Consider the following 21,880-nt stretch of genomic DNA (forward strand, 5'->3'; position numbering starts at 1 on the left):
CGAACACAGAAGTTAAGCTCAGTGGTGCCGAAAATACTTGGCTGGTGACGGCCCGGAAAGATAGGGAGATGCCAACATCAAAGTGTCCATCCAATAGGGTGGGCATTTTTTATTGTTAAATTTAAGTGATTAAGCAAAAATCCGACTTCTTACATATGAAGTCGGATTTTTCGGTTATCATTCAAGTACATCAAAGCCTCTGTCATACAGCATTAAATTAATATCAATTACACTTAGTTTGTGAAGCAGTCCAAACATTATTACCGCATCTCTGCCATCTTTGGCATACAGAGGTGACGCTTTTATACGGTTCAGCAGTTTTTCTGTCTGGGTCAGATCCGCACCTATTCCAATGCAGAGCATTATCAGCTTATCTCTTGACGGTGTCTTTATTCCTTGGAATATCTGATAGCCGTAGTGCTTTTCTATCATAGAATTATTTATAGCTTCTGATTTGCTTATCTTTTTGCTTTGTATAATACTTTCAAGCATTTGAGGTAATGTCGCAAAATTCAGCTGATCCGAGTTTTCTTTAAAATAATCGTCAAGATTACTTTTTGATTTTAAGCTATTGAGAAGTTCATCAGTTGATTTTTTCAATTTATATCTTCCTTTTTATACAAATTTATGCTAATATTTACAAGAGGGGAGGTGCAAAAATGAACGAGTTTGAATATAAATTTTCACTTTGGCAATTTGATGTTGTTACAGATTTTAACAGAACGACACAGCTTGTGCGCAATCGCAGCACGGGTCGGCTTATGGTGAAAAAGATTATGCCCGCTTACGAATTTGAGGTACATAACGCTGTCAGTAAAATTAATAATTGCCATATTGCAAAAGTTTTTGATGTTATCACTGACCGCAATGCCTGCATTATTCTTGAAGAATATGTACAAGGTCATACCATTGAGCAGTATTTGTCAAAAGGTACTTTTGCGGAAGATTATGCCATAAATATTGCCCGTCAGATTTGCAACGGACTCAGTGTTTTGCACAAATATTCAATTACCCATCGTGACATTACTCCGTCCAATATTATCATAGGTTTTGACGGTGTTGTTAAGATAATTGATTTTGGAATTTCAAGACTGCATAAAGAAAACGCCAAACACGATACGCAGGTTCTCGGTACAGAGGGTTATGCCGCACCCGAACAATTCGGCTTTAAGCAAAGCGACTGCAAAACAGATATTTATGCTCTGGGAGTTTTGCTTAATTATATGCTAACAGGTCATATTCCGTCAGAAGTTATGTACCGTGACGGTGATGTTGCGGATATTATTAAAAAATGTACAGAATACAATGTTGAAAAGCGTTTTGAACGGATAGAAGATTTAGACGCCGCTTTGAAAAGAAAGAGAGTTTACGGCTTTAACTTTGCCGACAATTTTATGGAAAATTTCCCCGGACTCCGTTCGGAAAAGAAAGGTGTGCGTGTTTTTGCGTGCGTAATGTACGGCTGGATGTTTTTATGGATTATAGGTATGTACAGCAAGTATTGCGTAATAAATATACTGAACTTTTTTCCCGTCACGCTTATGGTAATACTGCTTTTCTTTATTCCCATTTCATTTTTCTCTGACCTTTTCGGCTTTCAGAGTTGTATTCCCAAAATAAGGGATATGCCTAAAACTTTAAGGAAGCTTATTTTTTACTCATTAGCCGTTGTGAGTATGTTTGTCGGTATGTCGATTTTCCGTGCCGTTACAACGGTATCTTATTTATGGTAATTATTTTCCATAGTACAACAATATTATAACATAAATTTTTTTCTTAGTGTATGCTGTCAGCATACACTTTTTTATTTGGCTTTTTATATAATAATGTCAACGAATTTAATAAAAGGAGGAATTTATTATGAAAAATACCGTTAAAAAAGTTTTATGTACATTTATTGCAGTGGTTGCGGCGGTCACTTCTACATTGGTTTTTACAGGTTGTGGCTCAAAAAAAGCCACAAGCGACGTAAGTATTCCTGACTATACTTTTTCTGAAAGTTCTAAGGAAGAGGAAAGTTCGCAGGCAGAAGAAAGCTCAAAGGACGATGAATCTTCTGAGGAGGAAAGTTCAAAGGCAGAAGAAAGTCAAAAAGATGAAGAAAGTTCTAAAGAAGAGGATAACGATTCCGACACCGTTGATCCTGATTTTAAGGAAGTAATGGACGATTACGAGGACTTTATGAATGATTATGTTGACTTTATGAAGAAGTACTCAAGCAGTGACAATCCTGCAGGACTTATGAAAGATTACACGGAGTTTGTGTCGAAGTATGCTGATTGGGGCAAGAAGATAGACGATATTGACGAGGATTCTCTTTCAAAAGCAGATTACGATTATTATATTGATGTGACAGCAAGAGTTACTAAAAAACTTGCAGAAGTTGCCGAATAATAAAAATGACTTTTAATGACATCTGGGAAGAAATCGTAAGATGCACAGGCAATGTAATTACCACAAAAGAGAATACAAAATTTACATATGTTGTAAATGAAAACAGTATTTTTATTCCGAAAGCGAATTGGAAAATTACAAAATCAGAGCTTGAAGGTGCGGTAAAAATGTTGCAAAATCCGTCATTTGCAAAGAATGCGGCAATCAGTTCATCGTATGTGTATGCTGTAATATTTAATGCTTTGGCAGAAATTCAATAATAACAGACTTTTTCATACGGATAAAAGCGCTCGGGTACTGTACCTTGAGCGCTTTTATAATGCAATTAAAAGTTAGCTTTGTCAAGAAAAGTATGTAAGTTTTTTAAAAATCATAAAAACTTTACAAATAATCCTATGAGAACAACTATGTATCTAAAAAACAACTACAATCATCCCATCAGTCTTCCTTATATTCTATTACTCGTGTATCTATTACTCGTGTACATATATAATGATAAATTATAATGATAAATGTATCACGAACTAAAGTCAAGTAATAATTTTCAAACCAAATAATGTCTTTCCTTGGAGCTGATAACGGGCGATTGTAATTATTCAAACTCTTTGCCTCGCCTGCTACGGCTTGTTCACAGTCATATTTTCATCAACTCTACGCCCTAAAAACCGTACACTGTACTGTTTTCTTAACGGACTTTCAAATCCCGTTTTACAATTTCATCTTTAATCAAAAAAGATATTACCCACAAATTCGGATAATATCTTTCCCTTGAAGCTGATAACGGGCGATTGTAATTATTCAAACTCTTTGCCTCGCCTACTGCGGCTTGTTCACAGTCATATTTTCTTCAACTCTACGCCCTAAAAACAGTCCACCGGACTGTTTTCTTTACGGGCTTTCAAATCCCGTTTTGCAATTTCATCTTTAATCAAAAAAGATATTACCCACAAATTCGGATAATATCTTTTCCTTGGAGCTGATAACGGGTGATTGTAATTATTCAAACTCTTTGCCTCGCCTGTTGTGGCTTGTTCACAGTCATATTTTCATCAACTCTACGCCCTAAAAACAGTCCACCGGACTGTTTTCTTTACGGGCTTTCAAATCCCGTTTTACAATTTCATCTTTAATCAAAAAAGATATTACCCACAAATTCGGATAATATCTTTTCCTTGGAGCTGATAACGGGCGATTGTAATTATTCAAACTTTTTGCCTCGCCTTCTGCGGCTTGTTCACAGTCATATTTTCTTCAACTCTACGCCCTAAAAACAGTCCACCGGACTGTTTTCTTTACGGGCTTTCAAATCCCGTTTTACAATTTCATCTTTAATCAAAAAAGATATTACCCACAAATTCGGATAATATCTTTTCCTTGGAGCTGATAACGGGCGATTGTAATTATTCAAACTTTTTGCCTCGCCTTCTGCGGCTTGTTCACAGTCATATTTTCTTCAACTCTACGCCCTAAAAACAGTCCACCGGACTGTTTTCTTTACGGGCTTTCAAATCCCGTTTTACAATTTCATCTTTAATCAAAAAAGATATTACCCACAAATTCGGATAATATCTTTTCCTTGGAGCTGATAACGGGATTTGAACCCGTGACCTCGTCCTTACCAAGGACGCACTCTACCTCCTGAGCTATATCAGCATATTAAATTTTTGATCAGCGTTAAGCAACATTGGTATTATATCACATATGTTTTACAATTTCAAATGTTTTTTTAATTTTTTTCAAATTTCTTGATAAAAATTTGAAATGTTCCGTATAATACGAAATTTGTGTTGCACAAATCATAAAACCAAAATAGGCGGTGTCAGAAGTCCTATAATACGCCCACAAGGACTTCTGACAAACTACCTATTACCCTGAAATGTCAAAATGACATTATATTCAGTATTTTACAACAAGTTATAATTATTGTCAAGTTAAATTACGGTAATTCCGAGTCCACGCATAACATTTAATGCGGCTGTATTTAAACCGTTATCATTTGAGGCAGTGGCATTGCTGTCAACAGTCAGTCGTGCGTTCGGCAAAGCGGTTCGGGCAAGCACGGCGTTTGAAATAACACAAATATTTGATACAAGTCCGCAGAGCTCGATTTCTTTGTAATCACACTTTCTTAGATAATCAAACAGAGCCTCACTGCCATAGGTGCATTTCTTGAACACTTTGTCGTTTGGCTGAACCATAGACTTGATTTTTCCGTAAAGTTCGTGACCTTTTGTGTACTCAATGCAATGTTCAATCGGCAATATTCTGCCCTCAAAAGTAGTTAAGTAATCGCATTGATGGGTATCGAGAGTGAATATAATGTCTGCACCCTCTGCCCTGTATTTTTTGATTTTTTCGGCAATTACATTTTCAAGTTTTTCCGCACCGTCAAATCCAAGTGAACCGTTTACAAAATCCACCTGATAATCAACCGTAATCAAGCATTTTCTCATAGTAAACTCCTTACTTCCACGGGCGCTTTTTACCGTCCCAGCCTTTGTTATGCCAATAGTCCGTATCAGCCTCGTTCCAATCGCTTTTCCTTTGAATTATACGCATAAGTTCAAAAAAGGCTTTGGTCTTGATTCCGACCTTCACCTTGCCGTCCTTTGCTTTGATTTTCTTTGCAAGGGCGGTGGTCTTTTTGTCGATTGCTTTCAAAGTGTTTTCGCTGATTCCGTTGTATGATGTGGCACGGACATTCACACCGTATTTATAAATTTTTGGTATTCCCCAAAAGAAAAAGCTGTCGGCAATATCTTTATTGGTTGACTTTGTACCCGCTCCGGCTGCGGTAGAAATACAAACTGCCTGCTTTGAAAACATCTTCTTTTCAGGACGGTGTACCATCCAACGGTAGCCGTAATGGTCAAGAAAACTTTTCATAGCGCCTGTGGTGTGGTAAACATAAACAGGGCTTGTAAAAATAAGCACATCTGCATCATCAATTGCATTTGTCAGCTTTTCGAGCCTTGCGTGATGAGGGCAAAGATGTTCATTTTTTATAAAACAGCTTGTACAGCCAATGCACATATCACTGAAATCCTTTGGCAAAAAGAACTCTGTAACTTTGCCGCCAAGTTTATCGGCAAGCATTTTGCCGATGTGATATGTAGAGCCTTTATGGCTCTGACCGTTGACTACTGTAATTTTCATTCCTTAATCTCCACAGGTTTTTCGTCAAAGCCTTTTATTTGAAAACGAAGTCCGCAGGTTGAACATTCGTAGTACGGTTTGCCGTTGTTTTTTCCGTCATCTACGATGAGCATAGGACTTTCGCAAAATGGACAAAGTTTAATATCTTCCATAGTTATTCTCCGTTCGGATTAATTTTTAATGTATTAATAATCGGTTATTTGTCAATAGTTTGGCAATTATGGTTTAGCAAAATACTTTTTAAAGCAATTATAAAAGTTTGGTCGACCTTTTCAAAGGTCGTGGGTGTGGGAAAATCCCACAAATACTTTCCGCTTACGCAATCTAACGATAGCCAAACAGCTCGCTGTTTGGCGGCTTGAACACAACGGCGTTAGCCTTTAAAAGGGCTTGACCTGAATTTTTCAACATTATTATAACAGAATATTAAAAATCAGTTCAAAAACAATTTAAGAATTTTCAACTGACCGCTTTCGTTATCGGCAATGCCAAGACCTAAAAATTTTCCCTGTCTGTCGCTTACTCTGATTATTTCCTTATCTTGGGCTTTTGCTTTTGCAAGTGCGGTTCTTGACATATCAAGTTCACCGCCGTTTGAAAAGCGTTTTGCCTGTGCGTCAGACACATATATTTTGCGGTAACCTGCAAAAAGAGTTTCCGTGCGCATAATATGCTCTGAAATCTCTCCCTTTTCGGCTAATTCTCTTGCAGTTTCAAGCGTAATGCTGTCAGCAAGGTTATAGCCGCACGCAGCCGTCCTGCACAAAGCAGTCATTACTGCACCCGTTTTGAGAATTTTACCTAAATCGTCAATTATTGTTCGGATATATGTTCCCTTTGAACAGCTTATATTCAATGTTCCGCTTTGGCTTTCTTCGTCAAAATCTTTAAGTTCAAGTCTGTAAACCGTAACTTTTCTCGGCTTTCGTTCAACTTCTTTTCCCTGTCTTGCAAGGTCGTAAAGTCTTTGACCGTTTACCTTGATTGCCGAGTACATCGGTGGCAGCTGCTCGATTTCACCTCTGAAATTTTCAAGTGCCGATAAAACATCTGCCTCGGTTGCGGTTTTATCGCTTTGTGATGTTACGGCACCCCATATATCGAGGGTATCGGTTGTCATTCCGAGGCGGAATTTTGAGGTATATGATTTATCGTGATTCGGCACTATATCCTGCGCTTTTGTGGCATTGCCGAGAAGTATGGGCAACACACCCGTTGCGTTTGGGTCAAGTGTGCCTGTATGACCGATTTTACGCTGACCTGTCAGCTTTCGTATCACAGCCACCACATCAAACGAAGTAAATTTCTGCGGTTTATTTATAATTATTACACCGTTCATAGAGTTTCTTCCGCTGCCTTTATCAGCTGACTGCGCACATCTTCAAGACTGCCGTTTATTGAACATCCTGCCGCAGCCTTATGTCCGCCGCCGCCAAACTTTGAGCAGAACTTTGCGGCGTCAATATCGCCGTTGGTACGAACGGAAATTTTGAAAAATCCGCCCTCTTTTTCTTTCATAGTAATGCCTATCAATACACCCTCAATTTGACGAGGAATAGAGGCAAGTCCCTCTATTTCATCCTCGCCGATGTTAAGGCTTTTGAGCATATCGAGAGTAACCCACACAATCGCACACTTGCCGTCTGCGCAATAAGTGATAGTATCGTAAACTTCACGCTCAAGCATAATTTTCTCTTTTGATTTGGTTTCAAACATCACCTTATTGATGTACGCCGAATTACAGCCGAGCTCAACAAGGCTTGCGGCAATTCTGAATGTATCGGCAGTGGTGTTTGTATAACGGAAACAACCCGTATCGGTAGAAATACCCGTATAAAGGCAGTCTACGATTTGCTTTGTAAAGTTTACGCCCATACGCATAAGAAGTTTGTAGATAATCTCACAGTTTGCCGCCGCATACTTATCGACAAACTTTTCTTTTGCGGTAACGGAGTTTGAACCGTGGTGGTCAATACAAATGTCAATTTTACCAAGATATTTTTCCATATTGGGGGCTAAAAGACTGTCTGCCGCAACATCTGTACTTATGATGTAGTCGGCGGTAAAATCCTGCTCCTCCACACCCTCTGTAAGATACTCGAATTTTGGCGGTAACTTTGCGGTAATTACTCTTGCGTTTTTGCCAAGCTGCTGAAGAGCAATACAAAGCGCATATCCGCTGCCGAGAGTATCGCCGTCGGGGTAGTTATGAGTTAATATTTCATAATTATTGTGTTCTCTGAGGAAAACGGAAATATCATAAAGATTCATCTTCGTCCACCTCGTCCTCGGGAATGTCCAAGTCATTTAAAATTCTGCTGATGTTTGCACTGTACTCAATGCTGTCGGTAGCCTTAAAAATAAGCTGTGGAACATATCTGAGTGTAAGACGGTGAGAAAGCTCACGGCGAATAAAGCCTGCTGCGGACTTAAGTCCCTTAACTGCCTCGTTGGCACGGTCAATTCCCTCCATAGCGCTTACATAAACCGTACAATAAGAAAGGTCATTAGTAACATCAACACGAATGATTGATAAAAAAGCCTGCTGCACACGAGGGTCTTTAAGCTCACGAAAAATAGCCGTAAGTTCACGCTTTATATCCTCGGTAGTGCGTTCTAATCTATGTCCTGCCATAATATCCTCCATAGTTGTGATTCGTAATTCGGAGCACTGTAACTCAAAGTAAAATAATAAAATAAATTATTGTTTAGCTGATTGCTTTATCAAGCAATTATAAAAGTTTGGTCGACCTTTTCAAAGGTCGTGGGTGTGGGCAAAGCCCACAAATACTTTCCGCTTATGCAATCTAACGATAGCCAAACAGTGAGCTGTTTGCGCCTGATAAATTGTTGTATCGGAAGATTGTATGGGCGCTGCCCAAACCCGCAATTTTTGAAAAAATTGAGTAAACTTTTTTGTTCTTTTGCTGATAATTTAGCATTAGCTAAATTTCAATGCCCGACCGATACACAGCTAAACCATAATTTAATATTCTTAATCAGCTATGTCGTAATAATACGATTAGCGGCAAAGCAATTTTCATCACTTTGTCCGCTAACCGCTAATCACTGATTAATCACGATACTCCTCGATTGTGTAAGCCTCGAAAAGGTCGCCCTCTTTAATATCGTTAAAACGCTCAAGACCGATACCGCACTCGTAACCCTCGTTTACTTCCTTAACCGCATCTTTAAAACGCTGTAATGATGCGATAGTATCCTCGGCAATTACGATACCGTCACGAATAACTCTTACGCCTGCGTTTCTTACAATCTTACCGCTCTTTACATAAGAACCGGAAATTGTACCTACGGACTTAATCTTAATTACATTTCTGCACTCTGCAGTGCCGAGAACTACCTCTCTTGTCTTAGGAGCGAGCATACCCTTCATAGCAGCCTCAATCTCCTCAATGCAATCGTAGATAATTCTGTAAAGACGCATATCAACGCCTGCGCTTTCCGCATTTGCGGCAGCAACGCTGTCAGGACGAACATTAAAGCCTACTATAATTGCATTTGAAGCCTCGGCAAGCATAACATCGGATTCGTTGATTGCACCAACGCCGCCGTGAATTACATTTACTCTTACCTCGTCATTAGAGAGTTTTTCGAGCGACTGCTTTACAGCCTCAACAGAACCCTGAACATCGGCTTTAACGATAATCTGTAATTCCTTAACCTCGCCTAACTTCATCTGGTCAAAGAGGTTGTCGAGTGTAACCTTAGTCTGAGCCTTGAACTGCTCCTCTTTCTGAGATGCCTTTCTCTGCTCAACAAGCTCTCTTGCAAGTTTTTCATCAGAAACAGCGTTAAATATATCGCCGCCCTGCGGAACTTCTGCAAGACCTGTAATTTCAACAGGAACCGAAGGGCCTGCCTCTTTTACTCTCTCGCCCTTATCGTTTACCATTACTCTTACTCTGCCTACGCAAGTACCTGCAATTACGATGTCACCCTGATGAAGTGTACCGTTCTGTACAAGTACAGTGGCAATAGGACCTCTGCCCTTATCAAGACGAGCCTCAATAACAGTACCTTTTGCGGCTCTGTCAGGGTTAGCCTTAAGCTCTTTCATTTCTGCAATAAGTGTTACCATTTCGAGGAGGTCGTCAAGACCCTCTTTGGTTTTTGCAGATACAGGAATACAAGGTGTGTCGCCGCCCCATTCCTCCGGAACAAGCTCATACTCTGTAAGCTGCTGCTTAACATTCTCCGGATTTGCGCCGACCTTATCCATTTTATTGATAGCAACAATTACAGATACACCCGCAGCCTTTGCGTGGTTGATAGCCTCTACTGTCTGCGGCATAATACCGTCATCGGCAGCTACAACGAGGATTGCAATATCTGTTACCTGCGCACCTCTTGCTCTCATAGTAGTGAAAGCCTCGTGACCCGGTGTGTCAAGGAAGGTGATAGGCTTGCCGTTGATTTCTACTCTGTAAGCACCAATGTGCTGAGTAATACCGCCTGCCTCGCCTGCTGTAACATTTGCATGACGGATAGCGTCAAGGATTGAAGTTTTACCGTGGTCAACATGACCCATTACAACTACAACCGGCGCTCTCTCTACGAGATTTGTATCGTCATCTTCACTGTCGTCAATAATTCTTTCTTCGATTGTAACCACAACTTCTTTTTCAACCTTTGCGTGGAACTCCATTGCAATGAGTGACGCTGTATCAAAGTCGATTGTGTCGGTTGCTGTTACCATTGTACCCATAAGGAATGCCTTTTTAACAACCTCGGCAACAGTAGCCTTAAGTCTTAAAGCAAGCTCCTGTACTACGATTTCGTCAGGAATCTGAATTGTCATCTGCTTTTGCTTACGCTCAAGCGCAATACGCTTTAAACGCTCCTGCTCGGTTTCTCTCTTGCCCTGTCTTCTGCCCTTCTGCTTTTGAGAACGGTTAGTAAACTTCTGCTTTTTAACAGTGTTGTCTGTACTTCTCATCTTTGAAGATGCGTTTGCAAGGTCATCGTACTTCTGGTTGTAACGCTCAACATCAACATTTACGGCACGGGTATCAATTACTCTGCGCTTACGGGTTGAAGTTTCTTCCTCGCTTGTAATTTCAACAGGCTTTGACTCTGCCTTTGGTTCAGCCTTTGGTTCAGCCTTTGTTTGCTTTGCAGACTTATCCTGAACTTTATTCTGCTTTTTGCCCTCTGCCTTGTTGTCCTTATTGTCAGACTTGCGGTCATTCTTTCTGCCGTTCGGCTTGTTGTCTTTGCTGTCTTTATTATTAGCCTTTTTCTCGGCTTTAACCTCTGCCTTTGCAGGTTCTGCGGTTTTATTTCTTGACGCAAAAAACTTATCAAAATTTGCCACATTGTTTTTCTGTGTTACGGCGTCAAAAATAATATTAAGTTCGCTCTCCTCGAGAGTAGCCATAGCCTTTTTTGTAACATCGCAATTTTTCTCAAGAATATCTGAAATTTCTTTTACACTAACGCCTAAATCCTTGGCAACATCTCTTACTTTGTATTTTATCATATTATTCTCCTCTCTGTTCACCTTCAATAAGCATAGCAAGCTTATCTGCAAAACCTTTGTCCTCCACCGATAAAACTCCGCAAAGTTTGCCGAGTGAAAAACTTATTTCATCTTTGGTTCTGTTTACTTCAAGTACACGAACATTTTGCTTATGCGCCTGCAATAAAACAGGCTTTAAGCTGTTTTGTGAAAAATCATTTGCATACAAAATCAGTTTTGCCTTGCTCTTTGCCATTGAGTCAATGCAGGGGTCAGCTCCGATTACAAGCTTTCCTGCACGGCGGCACAATCCGAGCAACGACAATATTCTGTCATTCATATCCGACTGCCTCCCTTAGCTGTCCGCTTTCAAGCTGTTTTCAAGCTGTTCATAAACTTCGTCGGGGATTTTGCAGGAAAACGCTCTTTCAAACCGTCTTGCCTTTCTCGCTTTTTCAAAACATTTTATGTCGTGGCAAATATACGCTCCTCTTCCCGACTTTTTACCCGTAAGGTCAAGACTTATCTCGCCCTTTGCGGTTAAATTGCCGTTCTCGTCCTTGGTATCGGGAGCTTTTACTACTCTGATAAGCTCACGCTTTTCTTTCATTTCGCCACAACCTGTGCATTTTCTAAGCGGCTGTTTTTTCTGTGTCATAAAATCCCTCCCTGCATTTATATATTTATATTTTATATAAAATTATTCTTCGTTTGTATTCTCATCAGCCTCAACATCAGCCTCGGCAGTTTTCTCGCCGTCAAGGTCGAGTGCCTCTGTATTCTCTTCTGCTGTATCGTCAAGCTCAAGTGTATCTTCTGCTGTTGTATCTTCGGCAACTTCGAGTTTTTCGTCCTCTTCATCTTCTCCGAAGAAACCGCTTTCGGGACGAATGTCAATCTTCCAGCCTGTAAGTCTTGCGGCAAGGCGGGCATTCTGACCCTTGTTGCCGATAGCAAGAGAAAGCTGACCGTCCGGAACAGTTACTCTGCAGTTTTTGTTCTCAAGGTCTGTAATTTCAACGCTCAATACCTTTGCAGGAGAAAGTGCGGCTGAAATGTACTTCTGCGGGTCATCGCTGTATTCGATAATATCAATCTTCTCACCGCCAAGCTCGTCAACAATGCTGTTTACACGAGCGCCCTTTGTACCGATACAAGCACCTACGGCATCAATGTCGGGATTTTTGCTGACAACAGCCATTTTGGTTCTTGAACCTGCCTCACGGGAAACCGATTTGATTTCAACAACACCGTCGAAAATTTCAGGTACTTCCTGCTCAAAAAGTCTTTTAACAAGGTCTTGATGTGATCTTGAAATTATAGCACGAGGACCTTTTTCGCTTGTCTTTACATCAGCGATATAAACCTTGATGTGGTCGCCCTCCTTGAGGTTATCGTGACCGATTTGCTCGCTCTTAGGGAGCATAGCCTCGCTCTTGCCTATTCTGATAACTGCCGCACCGCTCTTAGGGTCAATTCTTTCAACAGTAGCTGTAACGAGTTCGCCGAGCTTGCTCTTGAATTCTGAAAGCGTCTGACCCTTTTCGCCTGTACGGATACCCTGACGAATAGTATTTCTCGCAGCGCCGATTGCAATTCTGCCTAAGTCCTTAGGGTCGAGCGGAATAGCAACCTTATCGTCAATATTGATTGCTTTTCTCTTAAGGATCTTCTGTGCGTCCTCAAGCGAAATCTCGTAATCAGGATCAAAAACTTCTTCAACAACAGTTTTCTTAAGTCTTACATCAAAGACATTTTTGTCCGGAAGAATTTTGAAAACCACTTCGTCGTTACCGCCGTAGTAATTTTTGCAGGCAACCTCAATACCTTTTTCGATGTTTTCAATCATATAGTCCATTGGAATGCCTTTTTCTTTTTCAAGCATTTCAAGAGCAGCAAAAAGTTCCTTAGTATTCATTTTTCTGATCATCCTTTTCTCTTATCTTAAAATTGTTTTAATAAACTGAAGTTACATATCAAAGTCGTCAAGTTTAATCCAAGACGCATCTTTTTTATTGATAGTTATATGGTTCTCTCCGTCGTGGTCGGAGATTGTTACCTCGCCGTTATCGTAAGCGTCAAGAACACCGCCGAATTCTCTGCCTATGCCCTCGATAGGACGGAGCATTTTGACTTTGATGTCAGCGCCGATAAACTGCATAAAATGCTCGTCACGCACAAGCTCACGCTCAAGCCCCGGAGAGCATACCTCAAGGCAATATGCACTCTCAATAGGGTCAAGCTCGTCAAGCGGCTTGTCAATAGCACGGGATACATTCTCGCAATCGGTAATATCAATGCCGTCAGGCTTGTCGATATAAACTCTTAAAAACCAGTCGGCGCCCTCTTTAACATAGCGCACATCCCAAAGCGAAAGTCCGAAATCCTTAACAATAGGCTCGCAAAGCTCCCAAACCTTAGTCACGGTAAGACCGCCTTTTTTCTTTGCCATAAATACCTCCTTATGAGCGTTTGCAACAAAGCATAACGCAGTTGCAAATTATTTTCACCGTAAGCAACCGTAAAGCAATCAAGCGCAGGTTAGTTTAATGTTGCAAGTTATAACCGACCGATTGCAAGTGTATAAGCCGATACAATACAATAAACATACACCACTCAATAACACTGCAGTTGCAAACAGAAAGGAGTGGGCTTACTTCCCACTCCTTACTTTACAATACTTATTGTATTTAATTATAACACCATTAATATGAGATTGCAAGGGATTTTTGAAAATTCTTTTAAATAAAAAACGGTCTTTACTTAGACCGTTTCCTTTGGCAGAGCGGATGCAGTTAAATCCGAACTCAAATCTGAGTTTTCGATTTCATTCAGACTGATAGTTTCTGCGCCATCTTTATAGTTAAATGTTATCACCATTTTATCGTCATACAGATAAATCGTGTTAATAAAGCTATCGATCAGTCTGCGTTTATGATCTAAACGGCGAGTATTGTATTTACGAAAACGGTGAAACCAAAAGAGAATTTGCTCTTTTGTAAGCAACGGCTTTGACATTTTCTCTTTAATGATTTGAACGGATATGTCGTTCTTTTGCTTTTCCAAATCTTCAAGGCGTTTTTTTGTGGATGAAGTAATGATGCCTTGCTGAATGGCATTAAGAAGATTGTCAATACCTCTTTGAATATCTGCATACTGTTTTCTGAGCATCGGCAAAACCGTATTTTCTTTGCCTTGGATTTCCATTATTCTATCGGCAATCTTTTCAAGGAGAGCATCATCAAAAAGCACCTTTTCAATTTGCTTTACAACAAGGTCTTCTATCCAATCTTTTTTTACGGTTTTCTTATCGCAACCGCTGTGCTTTTTAACACCAACACATTTGTAATAACGATATACCGTTGAAGTCTTGCTCGTTCCGCTTTCGCCCACCATAAAGCAATCGCATTTACCGCAACGCAGTTTTGTGGTGAGCAAATATTCATCTTCGGCTTTATGTTTAGCCGGAGCCTTTTTATTTGCAGCCATACGGTGCTGAACACGGTCAAATAACTCGTCAGGAATAATAGGCGGTATACCACGGGGATGAACAATATCACGGTATTTGAACTCACCGATATAACGGCGGTTTTTAAGCATTCGTGTTACGATATCAACACCGATTTTACCGCTGAAAGCAGAACGCAAACCCTTGGCATTCATTTCCTGTGCAATCTCGGTCATAGAAGCTCCTTCGGCGTAACACTTAAATGCTTCTAAAACGGCAGGTGCAACTAAGGGGTCTATTTGAAAATGTTGCTCACTATCGATGGTATATCCTAACGGTAAAGTTCCGCCGTTGAATTTGCACTTGTAAGCATTTTTGGTAAGACCGCGAACAACCTTTTCAGAAAGCTCGGCAGAGTAATATTCCGCCATTCCTTCAAGTACCGCTTCCATAAGGATACCTTCCGAGCCTTCGGAAATCTTCTCGGTGGCGGATATAACTTTAACGCCGTTTTTACGGAGTGCAGCTTTGTAATGTGCAGAATCGTAACGATCACGCGCCAATCGGTAAGTTTCCATACAATGATAAGCTCGAACTTTTTGCTCGCACTATCCTTTATCATCTTCTGAAAGTCAGGGCGGTTATCCGTTCTGGCAGAGAAAGCACGGTCAATGTATGTACCAACGATTTGAATATCGTTCTTTTCCGCAAAAGCCTTACACTCACGCAACTGACCTTCAATAGACTCTTCACGCTGATTATCACTTGAATATCGCGCATATATTACAGCTGTCATTTTATCACTCTCCTTTTTAGATTTACTATGCATCTTCACTGTTTTTTTCGACAGATAAAATAAAATCCGCCATTGTCATTGCTGCGTTCACAAATAGACGAGCATGATGCTCTTTTAGATTAATTCTTCGATCCTCAACACCGTGTGAATCACTGCTTTCATTACGCATCTGTCCAATTGTTGTATAATCTCCCTATATCCCCACTATCAGAAGGAGTTTCTCCCTTTGCTTCAATAGCGTGACAAAAAACCTCCTCAAGCAAAGTTCTTGATTTTGTTATTGCACTGTCATACTCACCATTTTCCACGTCGCGAATTGCTCTTGTAGAAATATCAATTATATAATTGCGATCAACGCAAACAATAGCGGGTGTTTCAATAATAATATTACCTTTTTCTCTTTCGACAAGGGCTTTACACCTCTCGTACAGAGGTTTATTCTTTTCTTCTCCCCATCCGTCCATACAATTCAGTTCGTAGTATTGTAATAAATCTGAAAAAAGTTTAATTATTTCCTCATCAGTGGCTTCTTCACAATATGCAAGCAGCGACTTTCCTTTGGACATTTTATATTTCTCACAAAGCGGAACGCCAATACTTTCTGCAGTAAACACATCAAATTCATTTGTGCTAAAATCCAAGACATAACCGCCGCGATTGAACAGTTTATGAAAAGCGCCTTTTTCAATTCCATTTATCATTTTTACTCCTCCGCTTGTCCGCTATTTACCCAGGCATCAATTTCGGAAAGTTTAAATTTCCACTTCTTGCCGACCTTGTGTGCCGGCATACCTTTATTCGCAATCCATTTCAGTGCAGAATCACGGCTAATACCAAGATATTTACAAATCTCAGGCATTGAGTAGTATCTATCCTTAAAATCGGTCATTTAAAACACCTCTTAGGTTTTTCTGTATTTTACCATACAACTGCGGATTAGTAAAGTTAATTGTCGGTTATTGTATGGTATAAAAGTAATCACGATAGTCCTATGTAAAATATCAACTTAATTTTTGCATACATCGCACCTATAAATAATAATATTATTCTTGCTATTGCGAGAATTGACGAAATATGTTAGAATATAATATGAGATTTTGTGCTTTGGAGGTACATAAAAATGAGAAATACGATTAAACAGATTGTTTTTGAGGAATTTTCTAAACTTACCGATCTGATTGAAAAGGATTTTGCAGCCAACTACAAAAGAAAGGTAAATAATTTTCTTCTCAGTCAGATGGATGAAAATATAACAGCAAGTATGGTTTTTGTTAGTAGCTTTGAGTCCAAGAGCGGTTTTGCAATTGAAACTTGTGCCAAGCGCATTGCAAGGCTGAAATTCGGTGAAAAAAATGTTCCCACTATCGTTAACCCCCGAAACCTTTCACACGATTTTGATGAAACAAGAATATCGGGACAGATTGTTGTTACTGATGTTGATACACATAACGGTAATCTTCGCGGAGAAATTTCTGCTTTTAGAGCTAATAACGAGGCAAAAGGCGCAGGCAAAAAGCGTGTTGAAAGCGGTGTGACTCAAAGCAGTATCAAAGAACATCTTCTTCCTCTTTCTGAAAAGTATCGTACCACCGAAATATATTCCAAGCCAGTAGATTTGGCTTTCTTTGACGGTGCAGAATGGAATGTAATGGAACTTAAGGCTGGCGGAGATCTTGATAGTTCTAATGCTCCTTCAAATGTTGAAAAACTACTTACCATTTATGTGGATATGGGTATTGATAACTGCAAGGCCTATTTTGCTACGCTCTACAATAAGGACGGAGAAGGAAACACTTGGAAAGGTGCTGTTAAAAAGCATTTGGCATATCCCGAGATGTTCTTAATTGGCAAAAATCTTTGGACAAAAATTCTCCCTGACGGTATTTCTTTTGAAGAATTTGAGGAAATTTACAAAGAGGCTTTGGAAGAAATTGGGTTAAATGACCGCATTGTCGAAATGATTGATAAGTGCATTAATGGTTGATCATGTATAAAGTAGAGAAAATTAAGTCTAAAAAATATACCGTTGTTAACGGTGATTGTATGGATTATTTAAGTCAAATACCTGACCATAGTGTTGATTTGATCCTCACAGACCCACCGTACAATATAGCACAGTATTCCACAGGCAATATTGACCTGCCAGGGAGAAGTGCGTTAAATAACGATCTTGCGGACTGGGACTTGAATCCGATTGATCCTTCTACGTTAGTTGCAGACTTCAAACGTATCATAAAACCTGATGGGAATATTTTCGTTTTTACAAGCTACAATCTTATCGGAAAATGGCATGAAGCATTTGATAGTGAATTTGATACTTTCCAATTTTTTGTTTGGCATAAAACCAATCCTGCACCAAAAATTTTCAAGAACGGATTTCTTAATAGTTGCGAAATGATAGCGTGTATGTGGAACAAAGGTCACAAATGGAATTTTACAACTCAAAACGAAATGCATAACTTCTTTCAAAGTCCTATATGTATGCGTCCAGAGCGTCTATCCAATCCTAAGCATCCAGCTCAGAAACCTGTTGCGCTTCTTGAACATATTATCAATATCGCTTCTAATGAGGGCGATGTTGTATTAGATCCTTTTATGGGTGTTGGATCAGCAGGTGTGGCGGCGTTAAAAAGTGGACGTAAATATATTGGAATAGAAATTGAAAAAAGCTATTTTGAAGCAGCTGTAAAGAGAATAGATGGAGTGGAAAATAAAAATGACTGAAATAACAAGGGATTTGCTCTACAATAAAATGCTAAGTGAATTAAATGGTTTAGCACTGAATGTTGTTGCCAATTTTCAAGGCAATATGGCCAACAGAGAAAATAATCCATTTTTAATCTTCAATGATACTAACATTAAAAAATATATGGCATTAGGACGGAGTGTTGACTCACAATTAGGTAATAGACTACAACGAATAATTTTCTTTATTGCACGAATGAGATATAAAACAGAACATGTCCCCAATGTTGTTGAAATCAATATCACAGATCGTGCGGCGAGAAATATCGAATGTGTATTATATAGTATTAGTTGTGATTTGCCTGTCGAAGAGCAGAACAAAGGATTTAATCCTTATAGGCAATATATTTATGTAGATACACACTCATCTGAAAGAGATATAAAAAGAAGTTTAAAAATAAAAGCCGGCTCTACATCTTTACATATAGAAAGATATCAGTTTTATGGCATTGCTAATGATGCAATGAACAATCTACTAAACAACAAGGTGCACGGGAAAAAACTTCCTGTAGATTTACTGTTCTTTGATTGCGCAGATGGGACATTAGGCGGAGCAAATGCTTTTGAAATAAAAATGGGTGGTAATCTTGATACAAAAAATTCTGAAAGCAATGCCGAAGAAGTGAAAAGACTTTCCGGTTTGTTTAGTTTCTTAATAAATTGTTCTGCTTATTTCGCAACTTGTTATGGGGAGTGTTCTGCGGCGGTCAAAAGCGATTTGGAAGAAATCCTTGGCGACAATACAATTTGTAACAACCGCACATTCTGGAACAAAATTATTCCTCATCACAAGTTTACATATGATGATTTCATTTCAGTTTATGCAAATGCTTTTCAGACAACAGGTTTAGAAGAAAAACTACAGGATTTATAAAAGGAGATAATGTGAAATGAAAAGAGAAATCACAGAAAATAATTTGATTGACTTTTTGAAAACGATTTTAGAAGTCGAGGGAGAAATATCGTTAACAGAATTTAAGAAGAGAGTTCGTACAGCATTCGATTTGTCTGATTACGATTTAAGCATGTCAAAAACAAGACCTGGCGAAGCTATGTATGAACAACGTTGTAGAAATTTAAACTGTCACAGGAATTTCCCTAACAACTTAATATCTTATGAAAATTGTGTGTTTAAATCACGATAATAATTAACCTCTCGGTCTTAAACCGAGAGGTTAGTAATAATCAGATGTTCAACATTTCTATCATTTCTGCTTCGCACATTATATGTATATTGTTTATCAAAACTCAAAATGTTAAAATCATTTTTATATAAGCCATTAATGAAATCAGTATTCTTTATTATTAGTATAAATTTTGCTAATGTTTTTTTCAAAGAGTAAGCTAGACGTTCTTGGTCAAAATTTGTGAAATCTTTACCTTCGTAATCAGAAAAATCTGTATCATAAGGTGGATCTAAGAATACAAAATCATTTTCGGAAAGATTAATATTTTCAAAAAAATCCTCAAAATCAGAGCAATGAATATCAGTGTTCGAAAATAACTGATTAATTTCTCTATTAAACATGTTATCTATCTTCGTACGCATATTTTTTCTGTTGTAAGACATTCCACCATAGGGAATATTGAATTCGCCTTTTGAATTATAACGGAACATAGAACCATAACAATACTCACGAATAAAATAGAAGTTTGCAGCTTTATACTGGATAGATTGATTTTTGATGTGTCCAAGATTAATATCATTGAAAATTTTACGAAAATACATATAATATCCGCTTGTGAAACCAGTTATTAAGTTTTCGCATAAATCTTCAGTTGAGAACGGCTTTTTGTTATAGTTAGCAACCGTTCTAACGAACTTATCTTCAACCATTTGGTGAAGGAAAGAGTCAAAGTCGTCTTTGTTTAAAAGAAGTTTTTCGCTGAACCCGGAATTTATTTTATCCGACATACTCGATATCAGTGCTTCTAATGTAGAACTCAACTCGTCCTTTTGAATGGTGCCTTCTTTTAATTTGAAAAAGATATGCAATAGTTCGTTGGTTTCTTTGCTACATACAGATACGATATTATTAAAACTGTTATTGTAGCACATCAAAAGATCGTAAAGTTGCTTATCTTGATCTTTAATTAGCTTGTAATATTGAATTAGGGATTCGGAGATATCGTTGATTGCAGCAGACCTAGGTGCAAGATGAAAGAACAACGCTCCGCCACCAAAAAACGGTTCAACATAACGTTTATAATTAGGAATTAGATGTTCAATCTTATCAATTTCTCTTGATTTGCCGCCTGGCCATTTAATGATTGGATTCACGATATCACCTCGATTCTCTTACAGTATAACACAAAGCAAAAAAATATGAAAGCCTTTTTGAATAATTTCATAAATTTCCTCCTCGCTAATAGGTTTGGTGTATATTAACTTGGAGAACGGAGATTGTCAAGAACTATTTCAATATAAGGAGTTTTTTATGGTTTCTTCAGAAGAAAAAAGAAAGTGTATTGAGAATGTTATAGAGTTATCTTCGAATGAAGAAACAAAAAGTATCGCACTTAAAAATTTATATCAAGTTTTACTCAAAGACACATTGAACGGAAAGTTGTATAAATATCGTTCCTTCGATGATAATGGTTATGCTCTCGCAAATCTTAATGACGGAACGTTGCATTGCTCAAAGCCATCTGAATTTAACGATCCGTTTGACTGTAAAATTGGAATAACATTTAACTCTATTTTTAAAGCGAAGTATGAGTCTGAGTTTGATGTAATGATGGAGATTTATAATGAATTTCTCTCAGTTGTTCGCAATGAAGCGGATATTAATGATTATACCGATGATGTGCGTCGATTAATAATTAAGTTGCAGAACAATACCATAATAACGGATTTTATCAAAGCAAATGATGGTAAAATTTCCTCAGAACAAGAAATGGGGAAATTTTTAAAAGATAATGCTAATGTAATCATAGAACTTTTACAAGTCTTTTTGGAAGATGATTATTTTAAAGATACATTGGGTGTCTGTTCAAATATGATGCCTCAACTCGTAGAAAAAATATCTCCGGCCGGAATGCTTGTGTTATCTGATGAAAACGCTACATATGAAGATTTTGCAAAAGCTAATGGTGTTTGTGAAGATGCAGATGAGATTGAACTTACAATGCTTATGAGCGAGAAAATAAGTCCGGAGTTAGTGGATGCAAGAGCGGATATTATGAACCTTATTGATGATAAAGATAATCAGATCAATACCAAACTTGTGGATTTGCTTTTTGTTGGTTGTCTATGTACCGATTATAAGAATAGATTAATGTGGTCGCATTATGCAGATAGTCACAAGGGTTTTTGTGTCGAGTACGATTATAGCAGTTTAACCGAGGCTGAAATGTTATCATTGCCATTACCAATTATTTATGCCAAAGAAAGACCGTTATTGCCATGGAAAGCAGCGTTAGATAATACTCCGGAAAATATTTCAGAAGCTACTGCGCAAATTACTTTAGGGTTACTTACAAAAGATGATGAATGGAAATATGAGAATGAGTGGCGCATTCTCGTTTCCTCAAGCGGCTCCACAGAATTTAAGATGCCTAAAATTTCTTGCATATATCTTGGAGCTGCCATAAGTGATAAAAATAAAGCGAAAATTCTTGAAATAGCCAAAAGAAAAAATATTTTGGTAAAGCAAATGAAAATTGACAGAGGAACGTATGCCTTGCATGCCGCAACAATTTTTAATTAGGTGAGTTAATATATGGAAAATTAGCGTCGCAGAAATGTGACCCGACCCCCAAAAGTTAGACCTAAAAAATCTAATTTTGGAGGTCGGTATTTTTATGTCAAAATACAGTTATGAATTCAAGAAGAAGGTAGTAATGGACTACATAAATGGAA

25 protein-coding genes, 1 tRNA gene and 1 pseudogene are annotated in these 21,880 nt (G+C 38.5%); 8 read left to right on the forward strand and 19 right to left on the reverse strand.

The features are described from left to right. Positions 1-177 precede the first annotated feature (177 nt). Positions 178-600, reverse strand: a complete 423-nt coding sequence (locus I2E21_RS11095) for a hypothetical protein (protein ID WP_186935343.1) — start codon at positions 598-600, stop codon at positions 178-180. Positions 601-659: 59 nt separating this feature from the next. Here I2E21_RS11095 and I2E21_RS11100 point away from each other — a divergent pair, with 59 nt between their 5' ends. The 3 genes from I2E21_RS11100 (at position 660) to I2E21_RS11110 (ending at position 2,654) form a co-directional block, all read left to right on the forward strand. Further along, complete coding sequence (locus I2E21_RS11100) at positions 660-1,733, forward strand: serine/threonine-protein kinase (protein WP_195411372.1); 1,074 nt, start codon at positions 660-662, stop codon at positions 1,731-1,733. A gap of 127 nt (positions 1,734-1,860) precedes the next feature. Next, a complete protein-coding gene (locus I2E21_RS11105) occupies positions 1,861-2,394 on the forward strand; it encodes a DUF6591 domain-containing protein (RefSeq protein ID WP_195411373.1) in 534 nt (177 codons plus the stop codon). A gap of 5 nt (positions 2,395-2,399) precedes the next feature. Further along, the gene (locus I2E21_RS11110; RefSeq protein ID WP_195411374.1) at positions 2,400-2,654 is read left to right on the forward strand and encodes a hypothetical protein; all 255 of its coding nucleotides are present in this window, start codon (positions 2,400-2,402) and stop codon (positions 2,652-2,654) included. Positions 2,655-3,971: 1,317 nt separating this feature from the next. Here the strand turns inward: I2E21_RS11110 and I2E21_RS11115 are convergent. From I2E21_RS11115 to I2E21_RS11185, 17 genes and pseudogenes are all read right to left on the reverse strand, one after another. Next, positions 3,972-4,047: transfer RNA gene (locus I2E21_RS11115), tRNA-Thr, on the reverse strand. 278 nt (positions 4,048-4,325) lie between these two features. Further along, positions 4,326-4,847 (reverse strand): isochorismatase family cysteine hydrolase, encoded by a 522-nt coding sequence (locus I2E21_RS11120; protein ID WP_195411375.1) that lies wholly within the window; start codon positions 4,845-4,847, stop codon positions 4,326-4,328. Between the two features lie 10 nt (positions 4,848-4,857). Next, positions 4,858-5,550 (reverse strand): NAD(P)H-dependent oxidoreductase, encoded by a 693-nt coding sequence (locus I2E21_RS11125; RefSeq protein WP_022234572.1) that lies wholly within the window; start codon positions 5,548-5,550, stop codon positions 4,858-4,860. Continuing rightward, positions 5,547-5,702 (reverse strand): hypothetical protein, encoded by a 156-nt coding sequence (locus tag I2E21_RS11130; protein ID WP_176781861.1) that lies wholly within the window; start codon positions 5,700-5,702, stop codon positions 5,547-5,549. Before I2E21_RS11130 ends, I2E21_RS11125 begins: the two co-directional genes overlap by 4 nt. Positions 5,703-5,983: 281 nt before the next feature. After that, positions 5,984-6,889: a tRNA pseudouridine(55) synthase TruB gene (gene truB / locus I2E21_RS11135; protein WP_195411376.1), complete on the reverse strand. Its 906-nt coding sequence runs from the start codon at positions 6,887-6,889 to the stop codon at positions 5,984-5,986. Further along, entirely contained in the window at positions 6,886-7,821 is a 936-nt protein-coding gene (locus I2E21_RS11140; protein WP_022234569.1) for a DHH family phosphoesterase, read from the reverse strand. Before I2E21_RS11140 ends, truB begins: the two co-directional genes overlap by 4 nt. Beyond that, on the reverse strand, positions 7,808-8,185 hold the full coding sequence (rbfA, locus tag I2E21_RS11145; RefSeq protein WP_195411377.1) for a 30S ribosome-binding factor RbfA: 378 nt from the start codon (positions 8,183-8,185) through the stop codon (positions 7,808-7,810). Before rbfA ends, I2E21_RS11140 begins: the two co-directional genes overlap by 14 nt. Before the next feature lie 438 nt (positions 8,186-8,623). Next, complete coding sequence (gene infB / locus I2E21_RS11150; protein WP_021970658.1) at positions 8,624-11,050, reverse strand: translation initiation factor IF-2; 2,427 nt, start codon at positions 11,048-11,050, stop codon at positions 8,624-8,626. A 1-nt stretch (position 11,051) separates the two neighbouring features. After that, positions 11,052-11,369, reverse strand: coding sequence for a ribosomal L7Ae/L30e/S12e/Gadd45 family protein (locus I2E21_RS11155; RefSeq protein ID WP_021970657.1), 318 nt, complete (start codon positions 11,367-11,369; stop codon positions 11,052-11,054). Positions 11,370-11,384: 15 nt separating this feature from the next. Then, positions 11,385-11,687, reverse strand: coding sequence for a YlxR family protein (locus tag I2E21_RS11160; protein WP_021970656.1), 303 nt, complete (start codon positions 11,685-11,687; stop codon positions 11,385-11,387). A 42-nt stretch (positions 11,688-11,729) separates the two neighbouring features. Continuing rightward, a complete protein-coding gene (gene nusA / locus I2E21_RS11165; protein ID WP_195411378.1) occupies positions 11,730-12,947 on the reverse strand; it encodes a transcription termination factor NusA in 1,218 nt (405 codons plus the stop codon). Between the two features lie 51 nt (positions 12,948-12,998). Then, on the reverse strand, positions 12,999-13,481 hold the full coding sequence (gene rimP, locus I2E21_RS11170; protein ID WP_021970654.1) for a ribosome maturation factor RimP: 483 nt from the start codon (positions 13,479-13,481) through the stop codon (positions 12,999-13,001). Between the two features lie 311 nt (positions 13,482-13,792). Continuing rightward, the gene (locus tag I2E21_RS11175; protein WP_347708286.1) at positions 13,793-15,055 is read right to left on the reverse strand and encodes a recombinase family protein; all 1,263 of its coding nucleotides are present in this window, start codon (positions 15,053-15,055) and stop codon (positions 13,793-13,795) included. A 47-nt stretch (positions 15,056-15,102) separates the two neighbouring features. Continuing rightward, a pseudogene (locus I2E21_RS12610) lies at positions 15,103-15,306 on the reverse strand (recombinase family protein); the annotation flags it as partial. Next, entirely contained in the window at positions 15,299-15,442 is a 144-nt protein-coding gene (locus I2E21_RS12360; protein WP_243240632.1) for an abortive infection family protein, read from the reverse strand. The gene I2E21_RS12360 and the pseudogene I2E21_RS12610, both read right to left, overlap by 8 nt. After that, the gene (locus I2E21_RS11180) at positions 15,435-15,974 is read right to left on the reverse strand and encodes a hypothetical protein (protein WP_243240633.1); all 540 of its coding nucleotides are present in this window, start codon (positions 15,972-15,974) and stop codon (positions 15,435-15,437) included. Before I2E21_RS11180 ends, I2E21_RS12360 begins: the two co-directional genes overlap by 8 nt. 2 nt (positions 15,975-15,976) lie before the next feature. Continuing rightward, complete coding sequence (locus I2E21_RS11185) at positions 15,977-16,162, reverse strand: helix-turn-helix domain-containing protein (protein WP_195411379.1); 186 nt, start codon at positions 16,160-16,162, stop codon at positions 15,977-15,979. Between the two features lie 231 nt (positions 16,163-16,393). Between I2E21_RS11185 and I2E21_RS11190 the strand changes: the two genes are divergently transcribed. Genes I2E21_RS11190 through I2E21_RS11205 form a run of 4 tightly spaced genes read left to right on the forward strand, consistent with a single transcriptional unit; the run spans position 16,394 to position 19,163 of the window. Further along, positions 16,394-17,257, forward strand: coding sequence for a hypothetical protein (locus tag I2E21_RS11190; RefSeq protein WP_195411380.1), 864 nt, complete (start codon positions 16,394-16,396; stop codon positions 17,255-17,257). A gap of 59 nt (positions 17,258-17,316) precedes the next feature. Continuing rightward, positions 17,317-17,997 (forward strand): site-specific DNA-methyltransferase, encoded by a 681-nt coding sequence (locus I2E21_RS11195; protein WP_243240634.1) that lies wholly within the window; start codon positions 17,317-17,319, stop codon positions 17,995-17,997. After that, entirely contained in the window at positions 17,990-18,892 is a 903-nt protein-coding gene (locus I2E21_RS11200) for a hypothetical protein (RefSeq protein ID WP_195411382.1), read from the forward strand. Before I2E21_RS11195 ends, I2E21_RS11200 begins: the two co-directional genes overlap by 8 nt. Positions 18,893-18,908: 16 nt before the next feature. Beyond that, a complete protein-coding gene (locus tag I2E21_RS11205) occupies positions 18,909-19,163 on the forward strand; it encodes a hypothetical protein (protein WP_195411383.1) in 255 nt (84 codons plus the stop codon). 17 nt (positions 19,164-19,180) lie between these two features. Here I2E21_RS11205 and I2E21_RS12615 read toward each other — a convergent pair whose 3' ends face one another. Then, complete coding sequence (locus I2E21_RS12615; protein ID WP_195411384.1) at positions 19,181-20,299, reverse strand: DNA adenine methylase; 1,119 nt, start codon at positions 20,297-20,299, stop codon at positions 19,181-19,183. Positions 20,300-20,456: 157 nt separating this feature from the next. On the opposite strand from I2E21_RS12615, the gene I2E21_RS11215 reads away from it, so the two are divergent. Next, entirely contained in the window at positions 20,457-21,728 is a 1,272-nt protein-coding gene (locus tag I2E21_RS11215) for a DUF2971 domain-containing protein (RefSeq protein WP_195411385.1), read from the forward strand. The last annotated feature ends 152 nt before the right edge of the window (positions 21,729-21,880 follow it).

Source organism: Ruminococcus sp. BSD2780120874_150323_B10 (assembly GCF_015553695.1).
GTDB lineage: Bacteria > Bacillota > Clostridia > Oscillospirales > Acutalibacteraceae > Ruminococcoides > Ruminococcoides intestinale_A.

What these genes read in the sequence shown, in the direction of transcription:
- I2E21_RS11195 (WP_243240634.1), top strand. Translation starts at nt 17,317, where the DNA reads ATGGATTATTTAAGTCAAATACCTGACCATAGTGTTGATTTGATCCTC.
- I2E21_RS11185 (WP_195411379.1), bottom strand. Translation starts at nt 16,162, where the DNA reads ATGACCGATTTTAAGGATAGATACTACTCAATGCCTGAGATTTGTAAA.
- infB (WP_021970658.1), bottom strand. Translation starts at nt 11,050, where the DNA reads ATGATAAAATACAAAGTAAGAGATGTTGCCAAGGATTTAGGCGTTAGT.
- rbfA (WP_195411377.1), bottom strand. Translation starts at nt 8,185, where the DNA reads ATGGCAGGACATAGATTAGAACGCACTACCGAGGATATAAAGCGTGAA.
- I2E21_RS11140 (WP_022234569.1), bottom strand. Translation starts at nt 7,821, where the DNA reads ATGAATCTTTATGATATTTCCGTTTTCCTCAGAGAACACAATAATTAT.
- I2E21_RS11160 (WP_021970656.1), bottom strand. Translation starts at nt 11,687, where the DNA reads ATGACACAGAAAAAACAGCCGCTTAGAAAATGCACAGGTTGTGGCGAA.
- I2E21_RS11200 (WP_195411382.1), top strand. Translation starts at nt 17,990, where the DNA reads ATGACTGAAATAACAAGGGATTTGCTCTACAATAAAATGCTAAGTGAA.
- I2E21_RS11100 (WP_195411372.1), top strand. Translation starts at nt 660, where the DNA reads ATGAACGAGTTTGAATATAAATTTTCACTTTGGCAATTTGATGTTGTT.
- I2E21_RS11215 (WP_195411385.1), top strand. Translation starts at nt 20,457, where the DNA reads ATGGTTTCTTCAGAAGAAAAAAGAAAGTGTATTGAGAATGTTATAGAG.
- I2E21_RS11120 (WP_195411375.1), bottom strand. Translation starts at nt 4,847, where the DNA reads ATGAGAAAATGCTTGATTACGGTTGATTATCAGGTGGATTTTGTAAAC.
- I2E21_RS11190 (WP_195411380.1), top strand. Translation starts at nt 16,394, where the DNA reads ATGAGAAATACGATTAAACAGATTGTTTTTGAGGAATTTTCTAAACTT.
- rimP (WP_021970654.1), bottom strand. Translation starts at nt 13,481, where the DNA reads ATGGCAAAGAAAAAAGGCGGTCTTACCGTGACTAAGGTTTGGGAGCTT.
- truB (WP_195411376.1), bottom strand. Translation starts at nt 6,889, where the DNA reads ATGAACGGTGTAATAATTATAAATAAACCGCAGAAATTTACTTCGTTT.
- I2E21_RS11130 (WP_176781861.1), bottom strand. Translation starts at nt 5,702, where the DNA reads ATGGAAGATATTAAACTTTGTCCATTTTGCGAAAGTCCTATGCTCATC.
- nusA (WP_195411378.1), bottom strand. Translation starts at nt 12,947, where the DNA reads ATGAATACTAAGGAACTTTTTGCTGCTCTTGAAATGCTTGAAAAAGAA.
- I2E21_RS11180 (WP_243240633.1), bottom strand. Translation starts at nt 15,974, where the DNA reads ATGATAAATGGAATTGAAAAAGGCGCTTTTCATAAACTGTTCAATCGC.
- I2E21_RS11105 (WP_195411373.1), top strand. Translation starts at nt 1,861, where the DNA reads ATGAAAAATACCGTTAAAAAAGTTTTATGTACATTTATTGCAGTGGTT.
- I2E21_RS11125 (WP_022234572.1), bottom strand. Translation starts at nt 5,550, where the DNA reads ATGAAAATTACAGTAGTCAACGGTCAGAGCCATAAAGGCTCTACATAT.
- I2E21_RS11175 (WP_347708286.1), bottom strand. Translation starts at nt 15,055, where the DNA reads ATGGAAACTTACCGATTGGCGCGTGATCGTTACGATTCTGCACATTAC.
- I2E21_RS11110 (WP_195411374.1), top strand. Translation starts at nt 2,400, where the DNA reads ATGACTTTTAATGACATCTGGGAAGAAATCGTAAGATGCACAGGCAAT.
- I2E21_RS11155 (WP_021970657.1), bottom strand. Translation starts at nt 11,369, where the DNA reads ATGAATGACAGAATATTGTCGTTGCTCGGATTGTGCCGCCGTGCAGGA.
- I2E21_RS11205 (WP_195411383.1), top strand. Translation starts at nt 18,909, where the DNA reads ATGAAAAGAGAAATCACAGAAAATAATTTGATTGACTTTTTGAAAACG.
- I2E21_RS12360 (WP_243240632.1), bottom strand. Translation starts at nt 15,442, where the DNA reads ATGCGTAATGAAAGCAGTGATTCACACGGTGTTGAGGATCGAAGAATT.